At 64.3% G+C, this 16597-nt stretch carries 17 protein-coding genes; 14 read left to right on the top strand and 3 right to left on the bottom strand.

Features of this window, described 5'->3' with window-relative positions; genetic code table 11:
- Positions 1 to 29 precede the first annotated feature (29 nt).
- The gene (locus ACTUWL_RS26970; RefSeq protein ID WP_021080323.1) at positions 30 to 1040 is read right to left on the bottom strand and encodes a glutathione S-transferase C-terminal domain-containing protein; all 1011 of its coding nucleotides are present in this window, start codon (positions 1038 to 1040) and stop codon (positions 30 to 32) included.
- Positions 1037 to 2533 (bottom strand): M81 family metallopeptidase, encoded by a 1497-nt coding sequence (locus tag ACTUWL_RS26965; protein WP_021080322.1) that lies wholly within the window; start codon positions 2531 to 2533, stop codon positions 1037 to 1039. Before ACTUWL_RS26965 ends, ACTUWL_RS26970 begins: the two co-directional genes overlap by 4 nt.
- A 187-nt stretch (positions 2534 to 2720) precedes the next feature.
- Here ACTUWL_RS26965 and ACTUWL_RS26960 point away from each other — a divergent pair, with 187 nt between their 5' ends.
- Positions 2721 to 3515, top strand: coding sequence for a class II aldolase/adducin family protein (locus ACTUWL_RS26960; RefSeq protein WP_021080321.1), 795 nt, complete (start codon positions 2721 to 2723; stop codon positions 3513 to 3515).
- A gap of 221 nt (positions 3516 to 3736) precedes the next feature.
- Here the strand turns inward: ACTUWL_RS26960 and ACTUWL_RS26955 are convergent, their stop codons facing one another.
- A complete protein-coding gene (locus tag ACTUWL_RS26955) occupies positions 3737 to 4669 on the bottom strand; it encodes a LysR family transcriptional regulator (RefSeq protein ID WP_021080320.1) in 933 nt (310 codons plus the stop codon).
- Between the two features lie 113 nt (positions 4670 to 4782).
- Between ACTUWL_RS26955 and ACTUWL_RS26950 the strand changes: the two genes are divergently transcribed.
- From ACTUWL_RS26950 to ACTUWL_RS26890, 13 genes are all read left to right on the top strand, one after another.
- The gene (locus ACTUWL_RS26950; protein WP_021080319.1) at positions 4783 to 5109 is read left to right on the top strand and encodes a hypothetical protein; all 327 of its coding nucleotides are present in this window, start codon (positions 4783 to 4785) and stop codon (positions 5107 to 5109) included.
- Between the two features lie 47 nt (positions 5110 to 5156).
- Positions 5157 to 5633, top strand: coding sequence for a hypothetical protein (locus ACTUWL_RS26945; protein WP_021080318.1), 477 nt, complete (start codon positions 5157 to 5159; stop codon positions 5631 to 5633).
- A gap of 132 nt (positions 5634 to 5765) precedes the next feature.
- A complete protein-coding gene (locus tag ACTUWL_RS26940) occupies positions 5766 to 5903 on the top strand; it encodes a hypothetical protein (protein ID WP_021080317.1) in 138 nt (45 codons plus the stop codon).
- A gap of 68 nt (positions 5904 to 5971) precedes the next feature.
- Positions 5972 to 6970 carry a helix-turn-helix domain-containing protein gene (locus tag ACTUWL_RS26935; RefSeq protein WP_021080316.1) on the top strand — a complete coding sequence of 333 codons (999 nt, stop codon included), beginning with the start codon at positions 5972 to 5974 and terminating at the stop codon, positions 6968 to 6970.
- Positions 6971 to 7370: 400 nt separating this feature from the next.
- Entirely contained in the window at positions 7371 to 8159 is a 789-nt protein-coding gene (locus ACTUWL_RS26930; protein ID WP_021080315.1) for an ATP-binding protein, read from the top strand.
- Positions 8156 to 8341: a hypothetical protein gene (locus ACTUWL_RS26925; RefSeq protein ID WP_021080314.1), complete on the top strand. Its 186-nt coding sequence runs from the start codon at positions 8156 to 8158 to the stop codon at positions 8339 to 8341. The genes ACTUWL_RS26930 and ACTUWL_RS26925 overlap by 4 nt, the downstream gene beginning before the upstream one ends.
- Complete coding sequence (locus ACTUWL_RS26920) at positions 8322 to 9644, top strand: epoxide hydrolase family protein (protein WP_021080313.1); 1323 nt, start codon at positions 8322 to 8324, stop codon at positions 9642 to 9644. Before ACTUWL_RS26925 ends, ACTUWL_RS26920 begins: the two co-directional genes overlap by 20 nt.
- 56 nt (positions 9645 to 9700) lie before the next feature.
- Positions 9701 to 11755: an FUSC family protein gene (locus tag ACTUWL_RS26915; RefSeq protein WP_021080312.1), complete on the top strand. Its 2055-nt coding sequence runs from the start codon at positions 9701 to 9703 to the stop codon at positions 11753 to 11755.
- Positions 11752 to 11961, top strand: coding sequence for a DUF1656 domain-containing protein (locus ACTUWL_RS26910; RefSeq protein WP_021080311.1), 210 nt, complete (start codon positions 11752 to 11754; stop codon positions 11959 to 11961). Before ACTUWL_RS26915 ends, ACTUWL_RS26910 begins: the two co-directional genes overlap by 4 nt.
- A complete protein-coding gene (locus ACTUWL_RS26905; RefSeq protein ID WP_021080310.1) occupies positions 11958 to 12932 on the top strand; it encodes an efflux RND transporter periplasmic adaptor subunit in 975 nt (324 codons plus the stop codon). Before ACTUWL_RS26910 ends, ACTUWL_RS26905 begins: the two co-directional genes overlap by 4 nt.
- A gap of 278 nt (positions 12933 to 13210) precedes the next feature.
- Positions 13211 to 13675 carry a GNAT family N-acetyltransferase gene (locus ACTUWL_RS26900; RefSeq protein ID WP_021080309.1) on the top strand — a complete coding sequence of 155 codons (465 nt, stop codon included), beginning with the start codon at positions 13211 to 13213 and terminating at the stop codon, positions 13673 to 13675.
- Between the two features lie 321 nt (positions 13676 to 13996).
- Positions 13997 to 15586 carry an ABC transporter substrate-binding protein gene (locus tag ACTUWL_RS26895; protein ID WP_106940161.1) on the top strand — a complete coding sequence of 530 codons (1590 nt, stop codon included), beginning with the start codon at positions 13997 to 13999 and terminating at the stop codon, positions 15584 to 15586.
- 56 nt (positions 15587 to 15642) lie between these two features.
- The gene (locus ACTUWL_RS26890) at positions 15643 to 16578 is read left to right on the top strand and encodes an ABC transporter permease (RefSeq protein ID WP_021080307.1); all 936 of its coding nucleotides are present in this window, start codon (positions 15643 to 15645) and stop codon (positions 16576 to 16578) included.
- Positions 16579 to 16597: the final 19 nt, after the last annotated feature.

Below are 16597 nucleotides of genomic sequence, written 5' to 3'. Positions count from 1 at the left end.
TTTTGAACCTGCGTGCCCTCCGCGGTCGATCAGCCTCCATCCAGGATGGCCCAACATCCGGTGCGTTCCAGCACGGGCTTCACCGCAATGCGATCGCCGGTATCGAGCGCGGCGAACTTCTCGCGCAACTGCAGCAGGCACTTCACCTGATACTTGAACGGCGCCAGCGCATAAGGCAGGCCCCAGACGTTGATCTCGAGGCGCTCAAGGCCCTTCGCGAACGCATCTGCATTGGCGGCCAGGAATGGCAGGTAGAGTTCGCCTGCGATCCGCAGCAACGCCTCGGCGAACCCGCCGAGCGCCTGCTCGCGCGAGTACCAACCGCCCTCGACGCCGGACGCGTCGTCGAGCCGTCGCACCCAGTGATCGGTGAGCGGCGCGCGTTCGCGCATGATGCGCATCGGGGTCGGGTCGGTCGCCATCTCGCTGAGCTGGCCAAACCAGGCGAAATCCGCCAGCGACGGCCGGTTGCCGAACAGATAGTTCGTCATGCCGACATGGGCCTCGAACGCTGCCAGCGTCCGCCGATAGCTCTCCTCGAGCAGCGGCCTGTTCTCATCCGTCGCGCCGAGAATGACCATGCGCGAGATCTGGCGCTGCCGGAACTCCTCGATCTCCTCGCGGCTGCCGGTCTCAGCTTCCGACGTCGACCATTCCTCACCGGCCCAGCGCGAGACGTAGGCCTGGTCTTCCGGGTCCCACCAGCGATAGAGAAACAACGGCTTCACCGCCCATTCATCGGCGAGGTCCTCGAGCAGATCGCAGACGAATGCGACGGCCTTGTCCTCGGGTATCACCGAGCGGCCCTGATGGCGCGCTTCCAGATCATAGGCGAGCGTCGTGGTCTCGCCGCGAAAGCTGCCGTCGGGATATTGCAGCACCGGGATCAGCATCGGTTTCAGATGCGCGGTGGCCGCGCGCAGCGCCTTGGTCATGATCACCCAGTCGTGCGGGATCCGCCGGTAGCGCATCAGTGCGCGCAGCTTGATCGCATAGGGCGACGCGGTCGAACCGATCAGGCGGTAGCGGCCTCCGGTCATGACGACGCCTCCGGAAATGCTGGATTGCCGTAGGGATAGTACCGCGTGAGATCGACATTCCTGTAAGGCAGCTTGTCGAGACGCGTGGTGCCGAGGAATGGCTGCTCCGGCTCGACCAGCAGGATCGTCTTGGCGAAGCCATTGTCGTCGAAGCCGCGCCGGAAGTGGACCCGCGACTTGATGGCCATCACGTCGAACGCACCGATGTCAGGCACCAGCGCCTTCAGCGAAAACGGCTCCATGATCTGCACCAGATAGGTGGACAGGATCAGCACATTGTTGCGGCCAAAGCGCACGCAGACCCAGAACTGTCCGTAGCCCTCGGCCGCCGCCGAGATGGTGCCCTGGATCCGTACCGGATCGCCAGCCGACTCGTCGGCGAGGCCGCCGATCTCCATGTCGAAGTTATCGCCGGCCTTGGCACCGGCAGCCTTTAGGCTCGCCGTCGCTTTGCCATCCGCGATGGTCGCAATCACTGTATTGGCGAGGTCCTGCGCGATGATCTCGCGTAGCAGCCAGGTCGCCGATCCCGAACGGTCGCTGTGATCGGCGAGCACCACCGGCGTGTTGCGGTCGGCCGTGGCCTGCTTCGCCAGCGCGACGCCCTTGGTGATGCTGTGGAGCTTCGTCGATTGCAGCAGGGCCTCACGCAGCCGCCAGATCGTGCCGGCGAGATCGCGCGCGATTTGCTCGGCGAGCTTCGGGTTGTCGTTGGTCAGGACCTGCACGGTCATGCCGACATCAGGAACATCGGCGAATGGAAAGCCGAAGAAGATGTTGACGTAGACATCGACCTCGCGGGCCTCCCACACCAGCGCGCGCTGCACGAGATCCATCCACGGGCGCGCCCCGGTCCATTGCAGAACGGTAGGTGAGATCACCGGAACCTTGATGGTCCTGTGCGCCGGCTTGTAGTCGCCGCGGATCGCCCGCACCAGCATGCGTGCCGCGCGCTCGCCCTGCAGATGCGCATCATAGTGCGGGAAATATTTGACGGCGAACGCCATGTCGGCCTGTTCGAGGAACGCCTCGTCCTCGTTGCCGTGAGGATCGAAGGTTGCGGCGATGAATGCCGAGCGGCCAACCACCTCGCGGACCTGTCGCGCCAGATCAGCCTCCGGCCGCGGCACGTCGCGCACCGCCATGGCGCCATGCAGGCACAGATAGACGCCGTCGAACGGCCCCTCCTCCTTGAGCCCGGCAATCATCTTGCCGGTAAAGGTCCGATAAGCCTCCTGGGTGATCCAGCCCGATCCGGTGTAGGTCTTGGGCCAGAGCGGCGATTCGATGCCGACCAGCTCGACCTCGGAGAACTCGCGCGCAACCTGCACGAAGCCGCCCATGTAGTTCTTGGGATCGAACTGCAGCAGCGCCTCGCCCTTGGCCGGCGAGCCTGGATAGATAAAGTCGTCGAGCGTGGTCTCGTTCGGCAGGAACGAGACGGTTTCGTGGGAAAAATGCAGGACGGCGATACGTATCTTGCGATCGCTCATTTTGATGCGCCTCGGCTGTTTTCCGCAGTGTGGCATCGATGGCGCCGCGCGCCAATCCGCATTCGGTTTTTGCCCGCCAGACCTGCAAATAAGCAGACGCGTCACGGCTTGCCGCCGCGCCGATTCTGCTAAGGTCCCGCCAAATAGTCGGGCCCCTGCCTCGCAGACATCTCAAGGAGAGAACGCCATGAATCCCCCCGTCAGCTCGCCCGCGATCAAGGTCGTGAAATCCGTTCGCGAGCAGGTGAGCGCCGAGGAGTGGCAGGCCCGCGTCGATCTGGCCGCCTGCTATCGGCTCACGGCGATGTACGGCATGACCGAGATGATCGCAAACCACATCTCCTGCCGCGTGCCCGGCACCACCGACCAGTTCCTGATCAATGCCTACGGCATGCTGTATGAGGAGATCGACGCCTCCAGCCTGATCAAGGTCGACGTCGAGGGCAACACGCTGCTCAACGCCACCGACTATGACGTCAACGTTGCCGGCTTCGTCATTCACAGCGCGATCCACATGGCCAAGCACGACATGGACTGCGTTGCGCACACCCATACGCCGGCCGGCATGGCAGTCTCCGCAATGGAATGCGGCCTGCTGCCGCTGGCGCAGACCTCGATGCGCTTCCTGCACATCGCCTATCACGACTTCGAAGGCATCGCCGACAATGTCGACGAACGCGAGCGGCTGGTCCGCGACCTCGGCGACAACGAAGCGATGATCCTACGCAATCACGGTCTCCTGGTGGTCGGCCGCACCGTACCCGCCGCCTTCAACGTGCTGTTCCGCCTCGAGCGCGCCTGCCAGACCCAGGTGATGGCGTTGTCCTGCAACACCAAGCTGATCTATCCGCCGCAAAACATCCTCGAAGACACCTATGAGCGGATGCTGCCGAAGCCCGGCCGCGCTGCACGTAACGGCGAACTCGCTTGGCCGGCGCTGCTGCGCAAGCTGGATCGGGCCGATCCTTCGTATCGGGATTGAGGCGGTTGAAGACGAAGGGCGATGTTGAATAACCCTGTCGTCCCGGCGAAGGCCGGGACCCATACGCCGCAGCAGCCGTTGTAGGCGGGACCCGGCGTTCCAGCATCAGGTGACAATTTGCATTTGGGGTAATGGGTCCCAGCCTTCGCCGGGACGGCTGCGAGCATGTGGCGCGGCCTGCGAGTCATACGCCCGCTTTCTCGCAGCATCGCCGTACCGGCTCACAGCTCGGCAGCCAGCTGGGCCACCTGGTTTCGCAACCAGGCATGGGCCGGATCGTGGTCGTAGGAGGCGTGCCACAGCAACGTCACCGGCATCTCGCTCAGCTCCACCGGAGGCGGGCTGAGGCTGAGCCCGAGTTCGGCCGAGAACCGCGTGGCCAGCCGTGCCCCCATCGTGACGATAACAGGCGCCTGCGCCACCAGATGCGGAACGGTGAGAAAACGCGGCGTGGTCAGCGCAACGGTGCGCCGCAGGCCGAGCTTGTCGAGCGCCTCGTCCACGATCCCGCGCACGGTGCGGGCAGGCCGCAAGCTGGTCAGCACGTGAGGCAGCCTTACGTAGTCCTCGAGCGAGATCGGCGACGTGATACCGGTTTTCTCTGCATTGAACATGCACACGAAGCGCTCGGTCAGCAGCGTGCGTTGCTTGTGATGCAATTGTCCCTGCGGGAGCGGCCCATGGGCGACTGCGAGATCCAGCTCGTCGGCGTCGAGGTCATCGAGCAGCCGGGACGCGTCGACGTTGTGAATCCGGAAGTGAACGCCAGGTGCGATCTCGCGCATGCGCGCCAGCAGCGCGGGCATGATCAGGATTTCCATACTGTCCGATAGTCCAAGCCTGAAGGTCCGCACCGCCGTGGCCGGCTCGAAAGTCTGATCGCGCAACACCACGGCCTCGACCTGCGCCAGCGCGCTCCGCACTGGCTCGCGCAGGATTACAGCACGCGGCGTCAGACGCATGCCATCGGCCCCACGCGTGAGAAGCTCGTCACCGAACAGCTCGCGCAAGCGGGCAAGGTTGTGGCTCATCGCGGATTGCCCAATGCCGACGCAGGCCGCAGCCTTGGTCACGCTCCGTTCGGTCAGCAGCGCATCAAGATGAACCAGCAGATTCAAGTCGATACGACCTAGATTAGCGATATCGATGGCCATTATCGATCCCATCTGTTTGATCGATGATCATAGCCTGACCATGTCCTCCGACAAGGGAGCCGTCGGGCAACCGCCCGCCGCCCAAGTCCACACCCAAGCCAACGGAGGATCCCATGTCGATCCGCAGCACAGTCCTCGCCGCCGCGTTCACCCTGGCCTCGCTGGGAGCCGTGCACGCAAGCTCGCTCAAGCCGATCGAAGGCCACAGCGTCCATCTCGGCGATCTCGCAGGCGTCGTCTACTACACCGTCGAGCCCGACGGATATCGCGTGGTGACCACCCTCGCGCAGGGCGAGGCCGGGACGCCGGTCCGCTTCGTATCAGTGCTGGCGCCCGGTCAGCGTGCCCTGCTCTCGACGCCGAACGAGAGAGGCGCGCTGGAGATCAGCCGGAACGGCGAAGGCTTGACCGTCCGCACGTCAGGCCCGGTCTCCAACTAGTTCCGACACCGCCACCCGTCTTTCCGTCACTTGTGCAGGAACCACAGATGTCGACGATCCGCCTTCATCGAACAACCAGCCTGACAGCCGAGCAGTACGTCGCCGGCCTCACCGACTTCGGCCCGGGCCGCTCCAAACTCTTCAGCAACAGCGCCGACGCCTATCTCAAGGTGCATCATCGCGGCCCTTCGGCCGCCGACGTGACGGAAGGCTCGGGCGGCATCTGGGAACGTCTGCGCTACGACTGGTCCGATCCCAACCATGTCATCCTGACGACGACCGACTCCAATGTATGGGGCGGCGCGTCCGGCCACACCTACAACTTCACGCGCCGGCCCGATGGCACCACCGACATCGAAGTGGTCGTGGTGCGCGACGGCAAGAACCTCAGGGGATGGCTGCTCGGCCTCGTGCTCCGCACCGTCGGCAGAAGCGTGCTGGAGAAGGCGTTCGAAAACTCCGTCAAAGCCATCGAGCAGCGACACGCGGATGCGCTTCGACGGAGCGGGATTGCCGCCGCCTAGCGCAGAGCATTGGAAGAATTGCACCGAGATCAATGTTTCTATTGTACCGATCTTTGTGTCGGATCATACCTAAGCTCATTGGACGGATTGCACCGGGCCGAGCCCGCGCAAGCCAAGATGGAGGCAAGTGCAATGGATCTGAATTATCTCGACACCTTCCTGGCATTCCTCGGAATGACCTTCGGACTGGTCTCCGTGCTGCCCGGCCTGTTCTTCCAACCCAAGGCCGAGGCGCGCAGGACGACAAGGCTGGCCTCGCGGCGCGACTGAACGACGACCGGCCGGCGCCATGCACGCCGACAGACACAGATCGACGTCAGAGTAACAAGGACCGCTCCATGTCGACGCACAGCGCGCATCTCGTCACCGAGAGCCGGCACGAACCGCGGCCTTACTGCGACTTCTGGCAGGGCCGCGGCCCGACAAAACTGCTGTCGTCTTCGATCGATCGAGGCTGGTCGGGCCTGTCGGCGGAGGTGCGGGCGCATGGCAAGAGCGTGGTCCCGTGGACCGGGACGCAATCCGACACGGAGATATGTGTCGATGTCCACGGCAATGGATTTCCGGTCACGCGTCAGGCTAGCGGCGTGTCGGATCGAACCATCACCCGCCGCGATACGATTTGGCTCACGCCCGCGCGCTGGCGGGAAGGCTCCATCGATATCGGCGGCGACCTGCCGGAGATCGCTCACATCTACCTTCCGCCAAGCCAGTTCTCCCCAGGCAAGCTCGGCGTCGAGGTCGACGCTTCGGTACTCGGCGCGTTGCGATACGACAGCGCCTTCGAGGATCCCCTGCTGGGTGAGATGGCACGCGCCATCGCATCGGAGCTGCGGAGCGAAACCTCCGCCGGCAAGCTGCTGGTGGAATCATTAGCAAGCGGCATGGCGATACGGCTTGTTCAAAAGTACACCAGCAGTTCGGCCGCACGGTCCGCCGCCGCCTCGGCACGAGAAGGGCTGGACCGGCGTCGGCTTTTCCGCGTGCTGGACTACATCGAAGCAAACCTCGAAGGCAATCTCACGCTCGATCGCATGGCATCGATTGCCTTTCTCAGTCGATTTCACTTCGCTCGCGGCTTCAAACAGGCCGTCGGCCAACCTCCTCACCGTTACGTTGCCGCACGACGGCTCGAGCGTGCGAAAGCCCTTCTGATCCAGGGCGATCGGCCACTGGTGGACATTGCGCTGGCGCTCGGCTTCTCCAGCCAGGCCAATTTCAACCGCGCGTTCAAGCAGGCGGCCGGCGTAGCGCCGGGCCAGTATCGCCGCGGGTCCGGATCGCAGCCGGCGTTGTCGCTGGCCGACATTCGGAACGCGATTCCGATCCTGGCGTAATGCTGACGGTCGCGCTCTCCGCGACCTTCAGCAACCTATAAAAAACGACGGCATTCGACACAAAGCGATCGGCCGCACACCTCGATATTCTCATCTGCAGCAAGGAGCGAGGCGCGCACGCGGCAGCAGCGATGCGCGCGCCATCGTGCTCGCTTGCGCATCGGCATAGGAGATGTGCAGCCATGGACCTGATCCATTTTCGATCGTTCACCATGCTCGTGAGCGCGGGCCTCAGCATGGTGTCGCTCCTGATCCACAGATTGACCGAGCGCTTCGAACTTCGTCGACAGCAAGCAACGACAACATCACGGCAATCTAGGCGAAACAATGGGAGGCCGGACTCCCCATAATTCGGGTCAGGCCGGAAAGCCGCACATCCAGCGAATGCCAGGAGGCCCGCGTGCCCAGCGTTGCACCTACTCACGAGCTCGATGACCAGACGCTGCTGCGTGCACTCACGCACCGCATCCACGGCGACCTCGTCTCGTCGATCAACACGGTCTCCGCCGCAGTGCTGCGCACGGACAACCCTGCCGTCAAGCGCGCACTTGCCGGCGTCATCGAACTGCTCCAGCAGCATGCGAGCGTTCATCGCGCACTGGCGATGCCGGACCGCGACCGATTGGTGGACGCCGCCGAATCGATCCGCAAGCTCGCTCTCGGCCTCAGCCGATCCTCGCTGGAGCCGATCGGGATTCGTCTCGCGCTGAGCGCCGACAGCCTGCCACTCGAGGCGGAGCGCTGCTGGCGCCTCGCCCTCGTTGTCCGTGAGCTCGTGACCAATGCCGCGCAACATGCGCATTTCGAAGGCCGGGAGGGAGCGATCAAGATCAGGCTCTCCGTCGTCGGAACGGTCGTCAATTGCATCGTCGCGGACAATGGCTCGCACTCGGAGCGCTTGCGGTCGGGGCGCGGTCTGAAGATGGTCAGCGATCTGGCCCGCGGCCTCGGCGGCCGGATCGAGTATGGCTTCGGTCCGCAGTTCTCGTCGTTCCTCGTCGTGTTTCCGCTCGGCGCACGCGAACTGCGCGCCAACCGCGTCGTCGCGCGGCGGCGCCTGCACAGCCTACGTCAAGCAGTGCCACCGCGAATGCGGCCGCGATCGGCGCGCGCCCCTGTTGTTGCCGTGCCGGACGGCCTGCGCAGCGATGTCCCCGCCACGACGGAAGCTGCACTGGAGCCGCCATGAAGAGCATCTTCAGCCTCCTTCTGTTCGCGACCGGCGCGCTTTGCTTTGCGATGTTCCTGGCAACGCTGCGGCCGGAACCCACCGGACGCCCCACACGCGTCGCCAGTGCTTTCACGCGAATTCTCATCTCAGTCGAAGCCAACAATGCACAAGGAGAGAGCCATGACCACCAGCACAACTGACGAAATCATCGACCTGCGTCGCCGCCGAATTTTGAGCACCGCCGCGATGGGGGTCGCCGCCTTCGGCGCGGCAACCGTGCTTCCACCGGGAATCCGCACCGCGGCTGCCGGCGAGGCCGTCCGTCCCTTCCGCATCGATGTACCAGAAGAGCTGCTGATCGACCTGCGCCGGCGTGTTGCCGCGACGCGATGGCCCGACAAAGAGACCGTCGCCGATCCATCTCAGGGCGTGCAGCTCAAGACGGTGCAGCAGCTCGCTCAATATTGGCAGAACGGCTACAGCTGGAGAAACGTCGAGGCGCGGCTCAACGGCCTTCCGCAGTTCATCACCGAGATCGACGGACTCGACGTTCACTTCATTCACGTTCGCTCCAGGCATCCGAACGCGCTGCCGATGATCGTGACGCACGGCTGGCCGGGCTCGATCATCGAGCAGATCAAGATCATCGATCCGCTGACCAACCCGACCGCACATGGTGGCAGCGCCGCGGATGCGTTCGACCTCGTGATTCCGTCGCTGCCGGGTCACGGCTTCTCCGGAAAGCCGACTGCACCGGGCTGGACCCCGGTTCGTATCGCGCGGGCCTGGACCACCCTGATGCGGCGCCTTGGCTACAAGCAGTTCGTGGCGCAGGGTGGTGATTGGGGCAACGCCGTCTCCGAGACGCTCGCCTTGCAGGAGCCGGTCGAGCTGCTCGGCATTCACACGAACATGCCGGCCACCGTGCCGGCCGACGTCTCAAGGGCGCTGGCGTTCAATTCGGCGCCGCCGGCCACTCTCACGACCGACGAGCGCCGTGCCTGGGATCAGCTGCGCCTCTTCTACGACAAGGGCCTCGGCTACGCGATCGAGATGGCCAATCGCCCGCAGACCCTGTACGGGCTCGTCGATTCGCCGGTCGGCCTCGCGGCTTGGATGCTCGATCACGACGCGCGCAGCCAGGAGATGATCGCCCGCGTCTTCGACGGCGAGACGGAAGGGCTGTCGCGCGACGACGTGCTCGACAACGCCACGCTGTATTGGCTGACCAACACCGCGATCTCCTCGGCTCGGCTCTACTGGGACACCCATCAGGTATCGACGGGCGGCTTCTTCGATGTGCGCGGCGTCAAGATCCCGGTCGCCGTCAGCGCATTCCCTGACGAAATCTACACGGCACCCCGGAGCTGGGCGGAGCAGGCCTATCCGAAGCTGATCCACTACAACAAGCTCGACAAGGGCGGGCACTTCGCGGCGTGGGAGCAGCCCGAGCTGTTTGTCGCCGAAATGCGCACCGCCTTCCGCCCGCTGCGCAACGCCTAGTCATGCAACCGGCGGTGCGCGCGAATGTGCGCACCGCCATTCCTGTCGGACTTACGATGGACCAGTCGCATTCATTTCTGTCGCGGCATTCCGCTTCCGTCTTCGCGGTGCGGACGTTTGCCGCGGCCATGGTGGCGCTCTCGATTGCGCTGCTGCTTGACATGCCACGCCCCTACTGGGCGATGGCGTCCGTCTACATCACCTCCAACCAGCTGACAGGAGCGACGTCGTCGAAGGCGGTCTACCGCGCGCTGGGAACGCTGATCGGCGCCACTGGGACGATCGTGCTGATCCCGAATCTCGTCAACGCACCTGGGCTGCTCAGCCTTGCCATCGCACTGTGGGTCGGCATGTTCCTGTACTTCTCGCTGATCGACGGCACCCCGCGCAGTTACATGCTCCTGCTGTCCGGCTACACCGTCGCCCTGCTCGGCTTCCCGATCCTTTCGACGCCCGAATCGACATTCGACATCGTCGCCGCTCGCGTGCAGGAAATCCTGCTCGGCATCGCCTGCGCGAGCATCGCATCAAGGATCGTGCTGCCGAGCACCGTCGCCGACACGATCGCGGCGCGCGCGGACGCCTGGCTCGCCAACACGCGCCGGCTCACGGTGGACGTCTTCACCGGCCAGGGCAGCGACCAGGAGCACGATGGCGAACGCATGCGGCTTGCCGCTGCCGCCGCCGAGATCGACCAGTTGAGCCGGCATCTCGGCTTCGAGACCGTGACATCGGCGAACACCGCGCGCGGCCTCGAGCTGCTCCGCCAACCGATGCTGTTACTGCACCCGCTGCTGGCGTCGATCGAGGCCCGGCGGAACGCGCTCAACGCTCACGGCGGTGTGCCAGCGGCCATCGCCGATGTCATCCAGAGGATCGCAGGCTGGCTCGCGAACGGCGACCAGGACGGACGACAGGCCGACGGATTGCGTGCAACACTTGGTGACGTCGCACCACAACTCGGCGCCGACGCGGGCTGGATCGATATCTCGGCGGCCGGCCTCGCCCTTCGATTGCGCAACCTCGTCGACCTCATGCGGGATTGCCGCCTGCTGCACGAGGCGATCGCCGATGGCCGCGATCCGGGCTCGCTTGCGCTCGCCGTGACGCTCGATCCTGCGGCACCGGCCGCCCGGCACCGCGACCACGGGCTTGCGCTATGGGCCGCCGCGGCAACCACGCTGTCCGTTCTCGCCTGCTGCACATTCTGGATCGCGACCGGCTGGACCGATGGCGCATCGGCGGCTCTGTTTGCAGCCCTCGTAGGGTCGTTTCTCGCCGGCCTGGACGATCCGTTGCCGGCTTTTCGCAGGTTCTTCGGCGTGATCCTGGTCGTCATCGCCGTCACCGGCATATATGCATTTGGCATTCTGCCGCGCGTCACCACGTTCGAGCTGCTGGTCGTCGCACTCGCGCCGACCTTCCTGCTGTTCGGCTGGATGACGGCGCGGCCGGCGACCGGGTCCGCTGGCTCCTGGCTTGCCATCTTCACGTCGGTGCAGCTTGCATTGCAGTCATCCTACTCGGCTGATTTCGGCTCGTTCGCCAACGCCAGCCTGTCGCTCGTGGTGGGCGTCGCGCTCACGGCCGCGACGTGCGGCATCGTTCGCACGCTGGGCGCGGCTTGGATCGCGAGCCGCCTGGTGCGAAGCAACTGGCGCACGCTTGCTGCCGTGGCCGCGCGCAGCGCGCCGCGCGATCGCGCCGTGATCGGCGGTCTGATACAGCATCGTCTCGCCCTGCTTGCGGCTCGTATCGCCGTGGTGCCGGCAGAGGCGCAGAGTGACGCCGCCAACCTTCTGCAGTTGCGGACGGCGCTGAACGTCATCGACGTCAGGCACGCGAGCCTCGGTCTGTCACGCGCTGCCGTCGCCGGCATCGACGCGCTGTTCGACCGTCTTGCATCGGCTGCCCGGAACCACACGGCCGGGCGGCTGCCGGATGAGCTGGTCGGCCGGCTCGACAACGCGATCGCGTCGACGTTGCGGGAGCCCGCGAGCAAGAGTCGTAACGACGCGCTGATCGGCCTTGCCGGAATCCGCGCCGGCTTGTTTCCCGGCGCCAGGTCCTATCAGCCGCGCTTGTCAAATCAAGAGGGTATCGCGGCATGAGATACGAGTTCGACCTGTTTGGCGTGATCGTTCCAAGCTTCCTGCTGTGGGGCGTCGTCGCATACATGCTCACGCGCGTGGCGAGCACACTGTTCGCACAGGCTGGTCTCTATCGCCACGTCTGGCACGGCGCGCTGTTCAATTTCGCGCTTTACGTCTGTCTGGTCGCCGGCCTGATCTTCATCTCCAGGGAGTTGATCTCATGAAATCCGTTCTCAACGCGCTGCGTCGCGTCTCACCCACCACACTCGTGGTTCTGGTCGCGGTCTGGGCCGGCTACAAGCTCTGGGATTACTACATGAACGAGCCCTGGACGCGCGACGGCCATGTGCGGGCTGACGTCGTTCCGGTTGCCCCCGACGTATCCGGCTTCGTCACCGACGTGCTCGTCAAGGACAACCAACCGGTCCAGCGCGGCGACGTGCTGTTCCGGATCGACCGAGCGCGTTACGAGATCGCACTGAAGCAGGCCGAGGCGGTGCTGCTGGGCAAGGGCGCCCAACTCGATGAGGCCAACGCGGACCTGAAGCGCTACAGCGCGCTGACGCCCGACGTGGTCGTTTCCAAGCAACGCCTGGATCAAGTGATCGCCGCCCAGGGCGAGGCGCAAGCCGCCCATGACCGGGCCGTCGCCGACCTCGATCTGGCCAAGCTCAATCTCGAGCGCAGCGAGGTGCGTGCCGCCGTCAGCGGCGTCGTCACCAACAACGAGCTGCGTCCGGGGACCTATCTCACCACCGGCAAGGGCGTCATGGCGCTGCTCGATTCCGACACGCTGCGCGTCGAGGGCTATTTCGAGGAGATCAAGCTGCCACGCATCCATCTCGGCGACGCCGTCAGTGTTCGACTGCTGGGTAGTGACCACGTGCTGCACGGGAGGGTAGACAGCGTCGCGGCCGGCATCGAGGATCGCGATCGCAGCGCCGGCGCGACCTTGTTGGCCAACGTCAATCCCACCTTCAACTGGGTGCGGTTGGCGCAACGCGTTCCGGTCCGGATCGCGCTCGATCCCGCCGCGCGAAGCCAGCTCGTTGCGGGAGCCACCGCGACCGTCGAGGTGCTCGGATCTCCATTGCACGGCGACCCGCGCGAGGCGCGGGGCGAGCACGGCGCCTCGCGCCCGAGCTTATGCCGGGCGGTGCAGGCCGCCTTCCGAGTTCCGCCGCGATGTGGCTGATCGCACGCCACTTGCGGCCTCGCAGCGCGCACGTCGGCTGCCAAGTTGAATGGTGCGCTCCAGCGCCGCGGCGAAGCCGTTGAGCGGGACAATGAAGACAACCGCCTGGCCAGTGTTGATGTTCTGCGCTGCGACCGTTACGTCCGGCAACCGATTATCCATGTTGTGGGCATATTTCCCACATACGCGAGGTACATGTACTTAGAGAGCCGCGGGCGTGCAAGAGCTTATCCTCGCGCGATTTGCCCAGGGGGCGCGTCTTCAACTAAGGTCGCCGGATGGACATGCTCGTCAAGCTCTACGCCCTGCCCGACTCCCGGCCCGCCTACGATCGGCTGCAGCAGGCCGGAATTGTGATGCGCCGTGCGCTCGCCCCCGAGAAGCACAAGGTCACAGCCTGGGTGCGGGAGACCTTCAGTGAGGCTTGGGCCAGCGAAACCGAGGTCGCGTTCAGCCGCCAGCCGGTTTCCTGCTTTATCGCGATCCAGCAAAAGGCGATCATGGGATTCGCCTGCTACGACGCGGCCTGTCGCAACTTCTTCGGTCCGACCGGTGTCGCACCGAAGTCGCAGCAGAACGGGATCGGCAAGGCGCTGCTGTTCGCCTGTCTCGAGGACATGAGGCACCAGGGCTTCGGCTACGCCATCGTCGGCGGCGTCGGACCGGCGGACTTCTATGCGAAAGCCGTCGGCGCGGTGGCCATCGACGACTCCGCGCCGGGGATCTATCGGGGACTGCTGTAATTCACATGATCGCGGGTCTCGCTTCGCCCGACCCGACCTACCAGCCTCATCAGAAGAAAACCCTGCCTTCGCGAATTCAGGACGGAACCTGAAATCCGTTCAATCGCAATCCCTTACATACAAGCAAAAGTTGCACGCCGCTCGACACCACCCCGGACCGGATGCACGCCGCGCGCTGCGCGTTTATGAATCCACCCCTCAGATCGAGGCAGCACAAATATTTGGTGCCGGTCGCCATTGACCCGACACGAGGACCTTGCGCTTGACGTGCTGCCGATGGTCAACTCGCTGATCGGAATGCTTCTGCATCGTTGGGGAAACATGATGTTCAAGATGATTGCGATCGCGGCCGGCCTGGGTCTCGCACTCGCCGCCACGGCGGCGGCCGAGACGCCGCGCAAGGGCGGCACCATTCGCATGACGGCGCCCTATGGCTCCAGCTTCACCAGCATGGACATCCACACGACACCCCGCGCGCAGGACGAAATCTACGCCAAGGGCCTGCACCGATCGCTCTACATCTGGGACTCGACCGAGGGCAAGCCGGTCCTGGAACTTGCCAAGGAGGTCGTCGTCTCGGGCGGGGGCCTCGTCCACACCTTCAAGCTGCGCGACGACGCCTATTTCCACAACGGCCGCAAGATGACGGCGGACGACGTCATCTGGTCCTATAATCGCATCATGGACGGCACCAAGGCCTATCCCGGCGCCCGCTTCGTCCGCATCATCGAGGGCGCGGCCGAGGTCGAGAAGGGCCAGGCCAAGGAGATCTCCGGCCTGAAGAAAGTCGACGACTTCACCCTCGAAATGAAGCTGACAGAGAAAGTCGATCCGGCCTTCTATTTCTTCACCGCGCTGACCTCGATCTATCCCGCCGACGAGGGCGGCAAGGAAAGCTTCCTCCAGAAGCCGATCGGTCTTGGTCCGTTCAAGTTTGTCGAGCACGTGCCGGGATCGCGCATCGTGCTGGAACGCTGGGACCGTTTCTACAAGCCCGGCAAGCCCTATGCCGACAAGCTCGTGATCTCGCTGATGGGCGAAGCCGCGGCCCGCGACGTCGCCTTCCGCAACAAGGAGATCGACACCTCGGTGCTGGGGCCGGCACAGTATGTCGCCTATCAGGCCGACCCCGACCTCAAGGGCACCATCGTCGAGGTCGCCGAGGTCTTCACGCGCTATATGGGGATGAATCCGGCGTTCAAGCCGTTCGCCGACAAGCGGGTTCGGCAGGCTGTCAACTACGCGATCGATGCCAATCTGATCATCAGCAAGCTGGTCAAGGGCAAGGCCTATCGCGCCACGAGCTGGCTGCCTTTGACCTCGCCCGCCTACGACAAGGCCATGAAGCCCTACCCCTACGATCCCGCGAAGGCGAAGCAATTGCTCGCAGATGCGGGTTATCCCACGGGCTTTGAGTTCGAATGGACCACCAGCCAAAATGAAAGCTGGGGGCTGCCGATCGTCGAAGCCGCGATCCCGATGCTGGACAAGGTGGGCATCAAGGTGAAGGTCAAGCAGGTCGAGACCGCGGTGCTGGCGGAGGTCATCCGCAAGGGCGACTTCCAGGCCTTCATCTATTCCCAGGCGACCGGTCCGGATCCGCAGGCCGCGTTGAAATGCTTCCACTCGGCGACGCCGCAATCGGCCTGCAACTATGCGAACTTCAAGAACGCGGAGTTCGACAAGACGATCGATGAAGCCGGGCAGACCGACGACGCCGAAAAACGCGTGCAGCTGCTGCAAAAGGCCAATGCGCTGCTTTTCGACGAAGCGCCGATCTGGTTCTTCAACTACAACAAGGCCGTCATGGCGGTGCAGCCCTGGCTCAAGGGAATTCAGCTGGACGCAACCGAACTGACCCATCAAAACGTCGAAGACCTCTGGGTCGACGAGACCTCACCCGCGAAGTGACAGGTGCCGTGCTCCTCCATCGCGACAAACGATCGAGGGAGTGAGGAAAGCGTCCCATGCTGTCGTTCGCGATCCGTCGGGTCCTGCAAACCATTCCGACCGTGCTGGCCGTCGTGCTGCTGATCTTCGTGCTGTTCAGCGTCGTTCCGGGCAGCATCGTGTCGAGCATGGGCGACGATGGTCGAGGTCCGACGGACCCGCAAGTCGTGGAACGCATGAAGAAACAGCTCGGCCTCGACGATCCCGTTTACGTGCGTTTCGGCGCCTATATCGCCAAGCTCGCGACCGGTGATTTCGGGACCTCGTTCCGGACCCGCGAGCCGGTCACGATCATGATCGCCAAACGGATGTGGCCGACGCTGCAACTGATATTCGCAGCCCTGGCATTCGCCGTTGTGGTCGGCGTACCGCTCGGCTTCATCGCGGCGCTGAAGCCAGGCAGCCTCGTCGACACGCTCTCGATGGTGCTGGCGGTGTCCGGCCTCTCGATGGCCAAATTCTGGCTCGGGTTATTGCTGATGTATCTGTTCGCATTGAAGCTCGGCTGGCTGCCGAGCTTCGGCTATGGCGATGGCGGGCTCAAATTTCTGCTGCTGCCTGCCGTGACCCTCGGCGTCTCGCCGATGGCGCTGCTGGCGCGAACGACCCGTGCCGCGGTGCTCGAGATCATGACTGCGGATTTTGTCCGCACCGCGCGCTCGAAGGGCATGAGCGAGACCCGGGTCGTGACCTGGCACGTGATGCGCAACGCCCTCGTCATCATTCTGACGGCGATCGGCCTGCAATTCGGGGTGGTGATGGGCCAGGCGGTGGTCGTCGAGAAATTGTTTTCCTGGCCGGGCATCGGCTCGTTGCTGGTCGACAGCGTGCTGCAGCGTGACATTCCTACCGTACAGGGCACCATTCTCGTGGTGGTGCTGTTCTTTCTCGCCGTCAACACGCTGGTTGACCTGCTCTACGGCGTGATCGATCCCAGGATCCGATACGCATGAGCGGCAGCCGGTTTCATTG

This window comes from Bradyrhizobium sp. WCU1 (assembly GCF_053474805.1).
Note: the sequence above shows the minus strand (reverse complement) of the source record. Positions and strands in the feature narration are given on the sequence as shown.

What these genes read in the sequence shown, in the direction of transcription:
- ACTUWL_RS26970 (WP_021080323.1), bottom strand. Translation starts at nt 1,040, where the DNA reads ATGACCGGAGGCCGCTACCGCCTGATCGGTTCGACCGCGTCGCCCTAT.
- ACTUWL_RS26965 (WP_021080322.1), bottom strand. Translation starts at nt 2,533, where the DNA reads ATGAGCGATCGCAAGATACGTATCGCCGTCCTGCATTTTTCCCACGAA.
- ACTUWL_RS26960 (WP_021080321.1), top strand. Translation starts at nt 2,721, where the DNA reads ATGAATCCCCCCGTCAGCTCGCCCGCGATCAAGGTCGTGAAATCCGTT.
- ACTUWL_RS26955 (WP_021080320.1), bottom strand. Translation starts at nt 4,669, where the DNA reads ATGGCCATCGATATCGCTAATCTAGGTCGTATCGACTTGAATCTGCTG.
- ACTUWL_RS26950 (WP_021080319.1), top strand. Translation starts at nt 4,783, where the DNA reads ATGTCGATCCGCAGCACAGTCCTCGCCGCCGCGTTCACCCTGGCCTCG.
- ACTUWL_RS26945 (WP_021080318.1), top strand. Translation starts at nt 5,157, where the DNA reads ATGTCGACGATCCGCCTTCATCGAACAACCAGCCTGACAGCCGAGCAG.
- ACTUWL_RS26940 (WP_021080317.1), top strand. Translation starts at nt 5,766, where the DNA reads ATGGATCTGAATTATCTCGACACCTTCCTGGCATTCCTCGGAATGACC.
- ACTUWL_RS26935 (WP_021080316.1), top strand. Translation starts at nt 5,972, where the DNA reads ATGTCGACGCACAGCGCGCATCTCGTCACCGAGAGCCGGCACGAACCG.
- ACTUWL_RS26925 (WP_021080314.1), top strand. Translation starts at nt 8,156, where the DNA reads ATGAAGAGCATCTTCAGCCTCCTTCTGTTCGCGACCGGCGCGCTTTGC.
- ACTUWL_RS26920 (WP_021080313.1), top strand. Translation starts at nt 8,322, where the DNA reads ATGACCACCAGCACAACTGACGAAATCATCGACCTGCGTCGCCGCCGA.
- ACTUWL_RS26915 (WP_021080312.1), top strand. Translation starts at nt 9,701, where the DNA reads ATGGACCAGTCGCATTCATTTCTGTCGCGGCATTCCGCTTCCGTCTTC.
- ACTUWL_RS26910 (WP_021080311.1), top strand. Translation starts at nt 11,752, where the DNA reads ATGAGATACGAGTTCGACCTGTTTGGCGTGATCGTTCCAAGCTTCCTG.
- ACTUWL_RS26905 (WP_021080310.1), top strand. Translation starts at nt 11,958, where the DNA reads ATGAAATCCGTTCTCAACGCGCTGCGTCGCGTCTCACCCACCACACTC.
- ACTUWL_RS26900 (WP_021080309.1), top strand. Translation starts at nt 13,211, where the DNA reads ATGGACATGCTCGTCAAGCTCTACGCCCTGCCCGACTCCCGGCCCGCC.
- ACTUWL_RS26895 (WP_106940161.1), top strand. Translation starts at nt 13,997, where the DNA reads ATGATGTTCAAGATGATTGCGATCGCGGCCGGCCTGGGTCTCGCACTC.
- ACTUWL_RS26890 (WP_021080307.1), top strand. Translation starts at nt 15,643, where the DNA reads ATGCTGTCGTTCGCGATCCGTCGGGTCCTGCAAACCATTCCGACCGTG.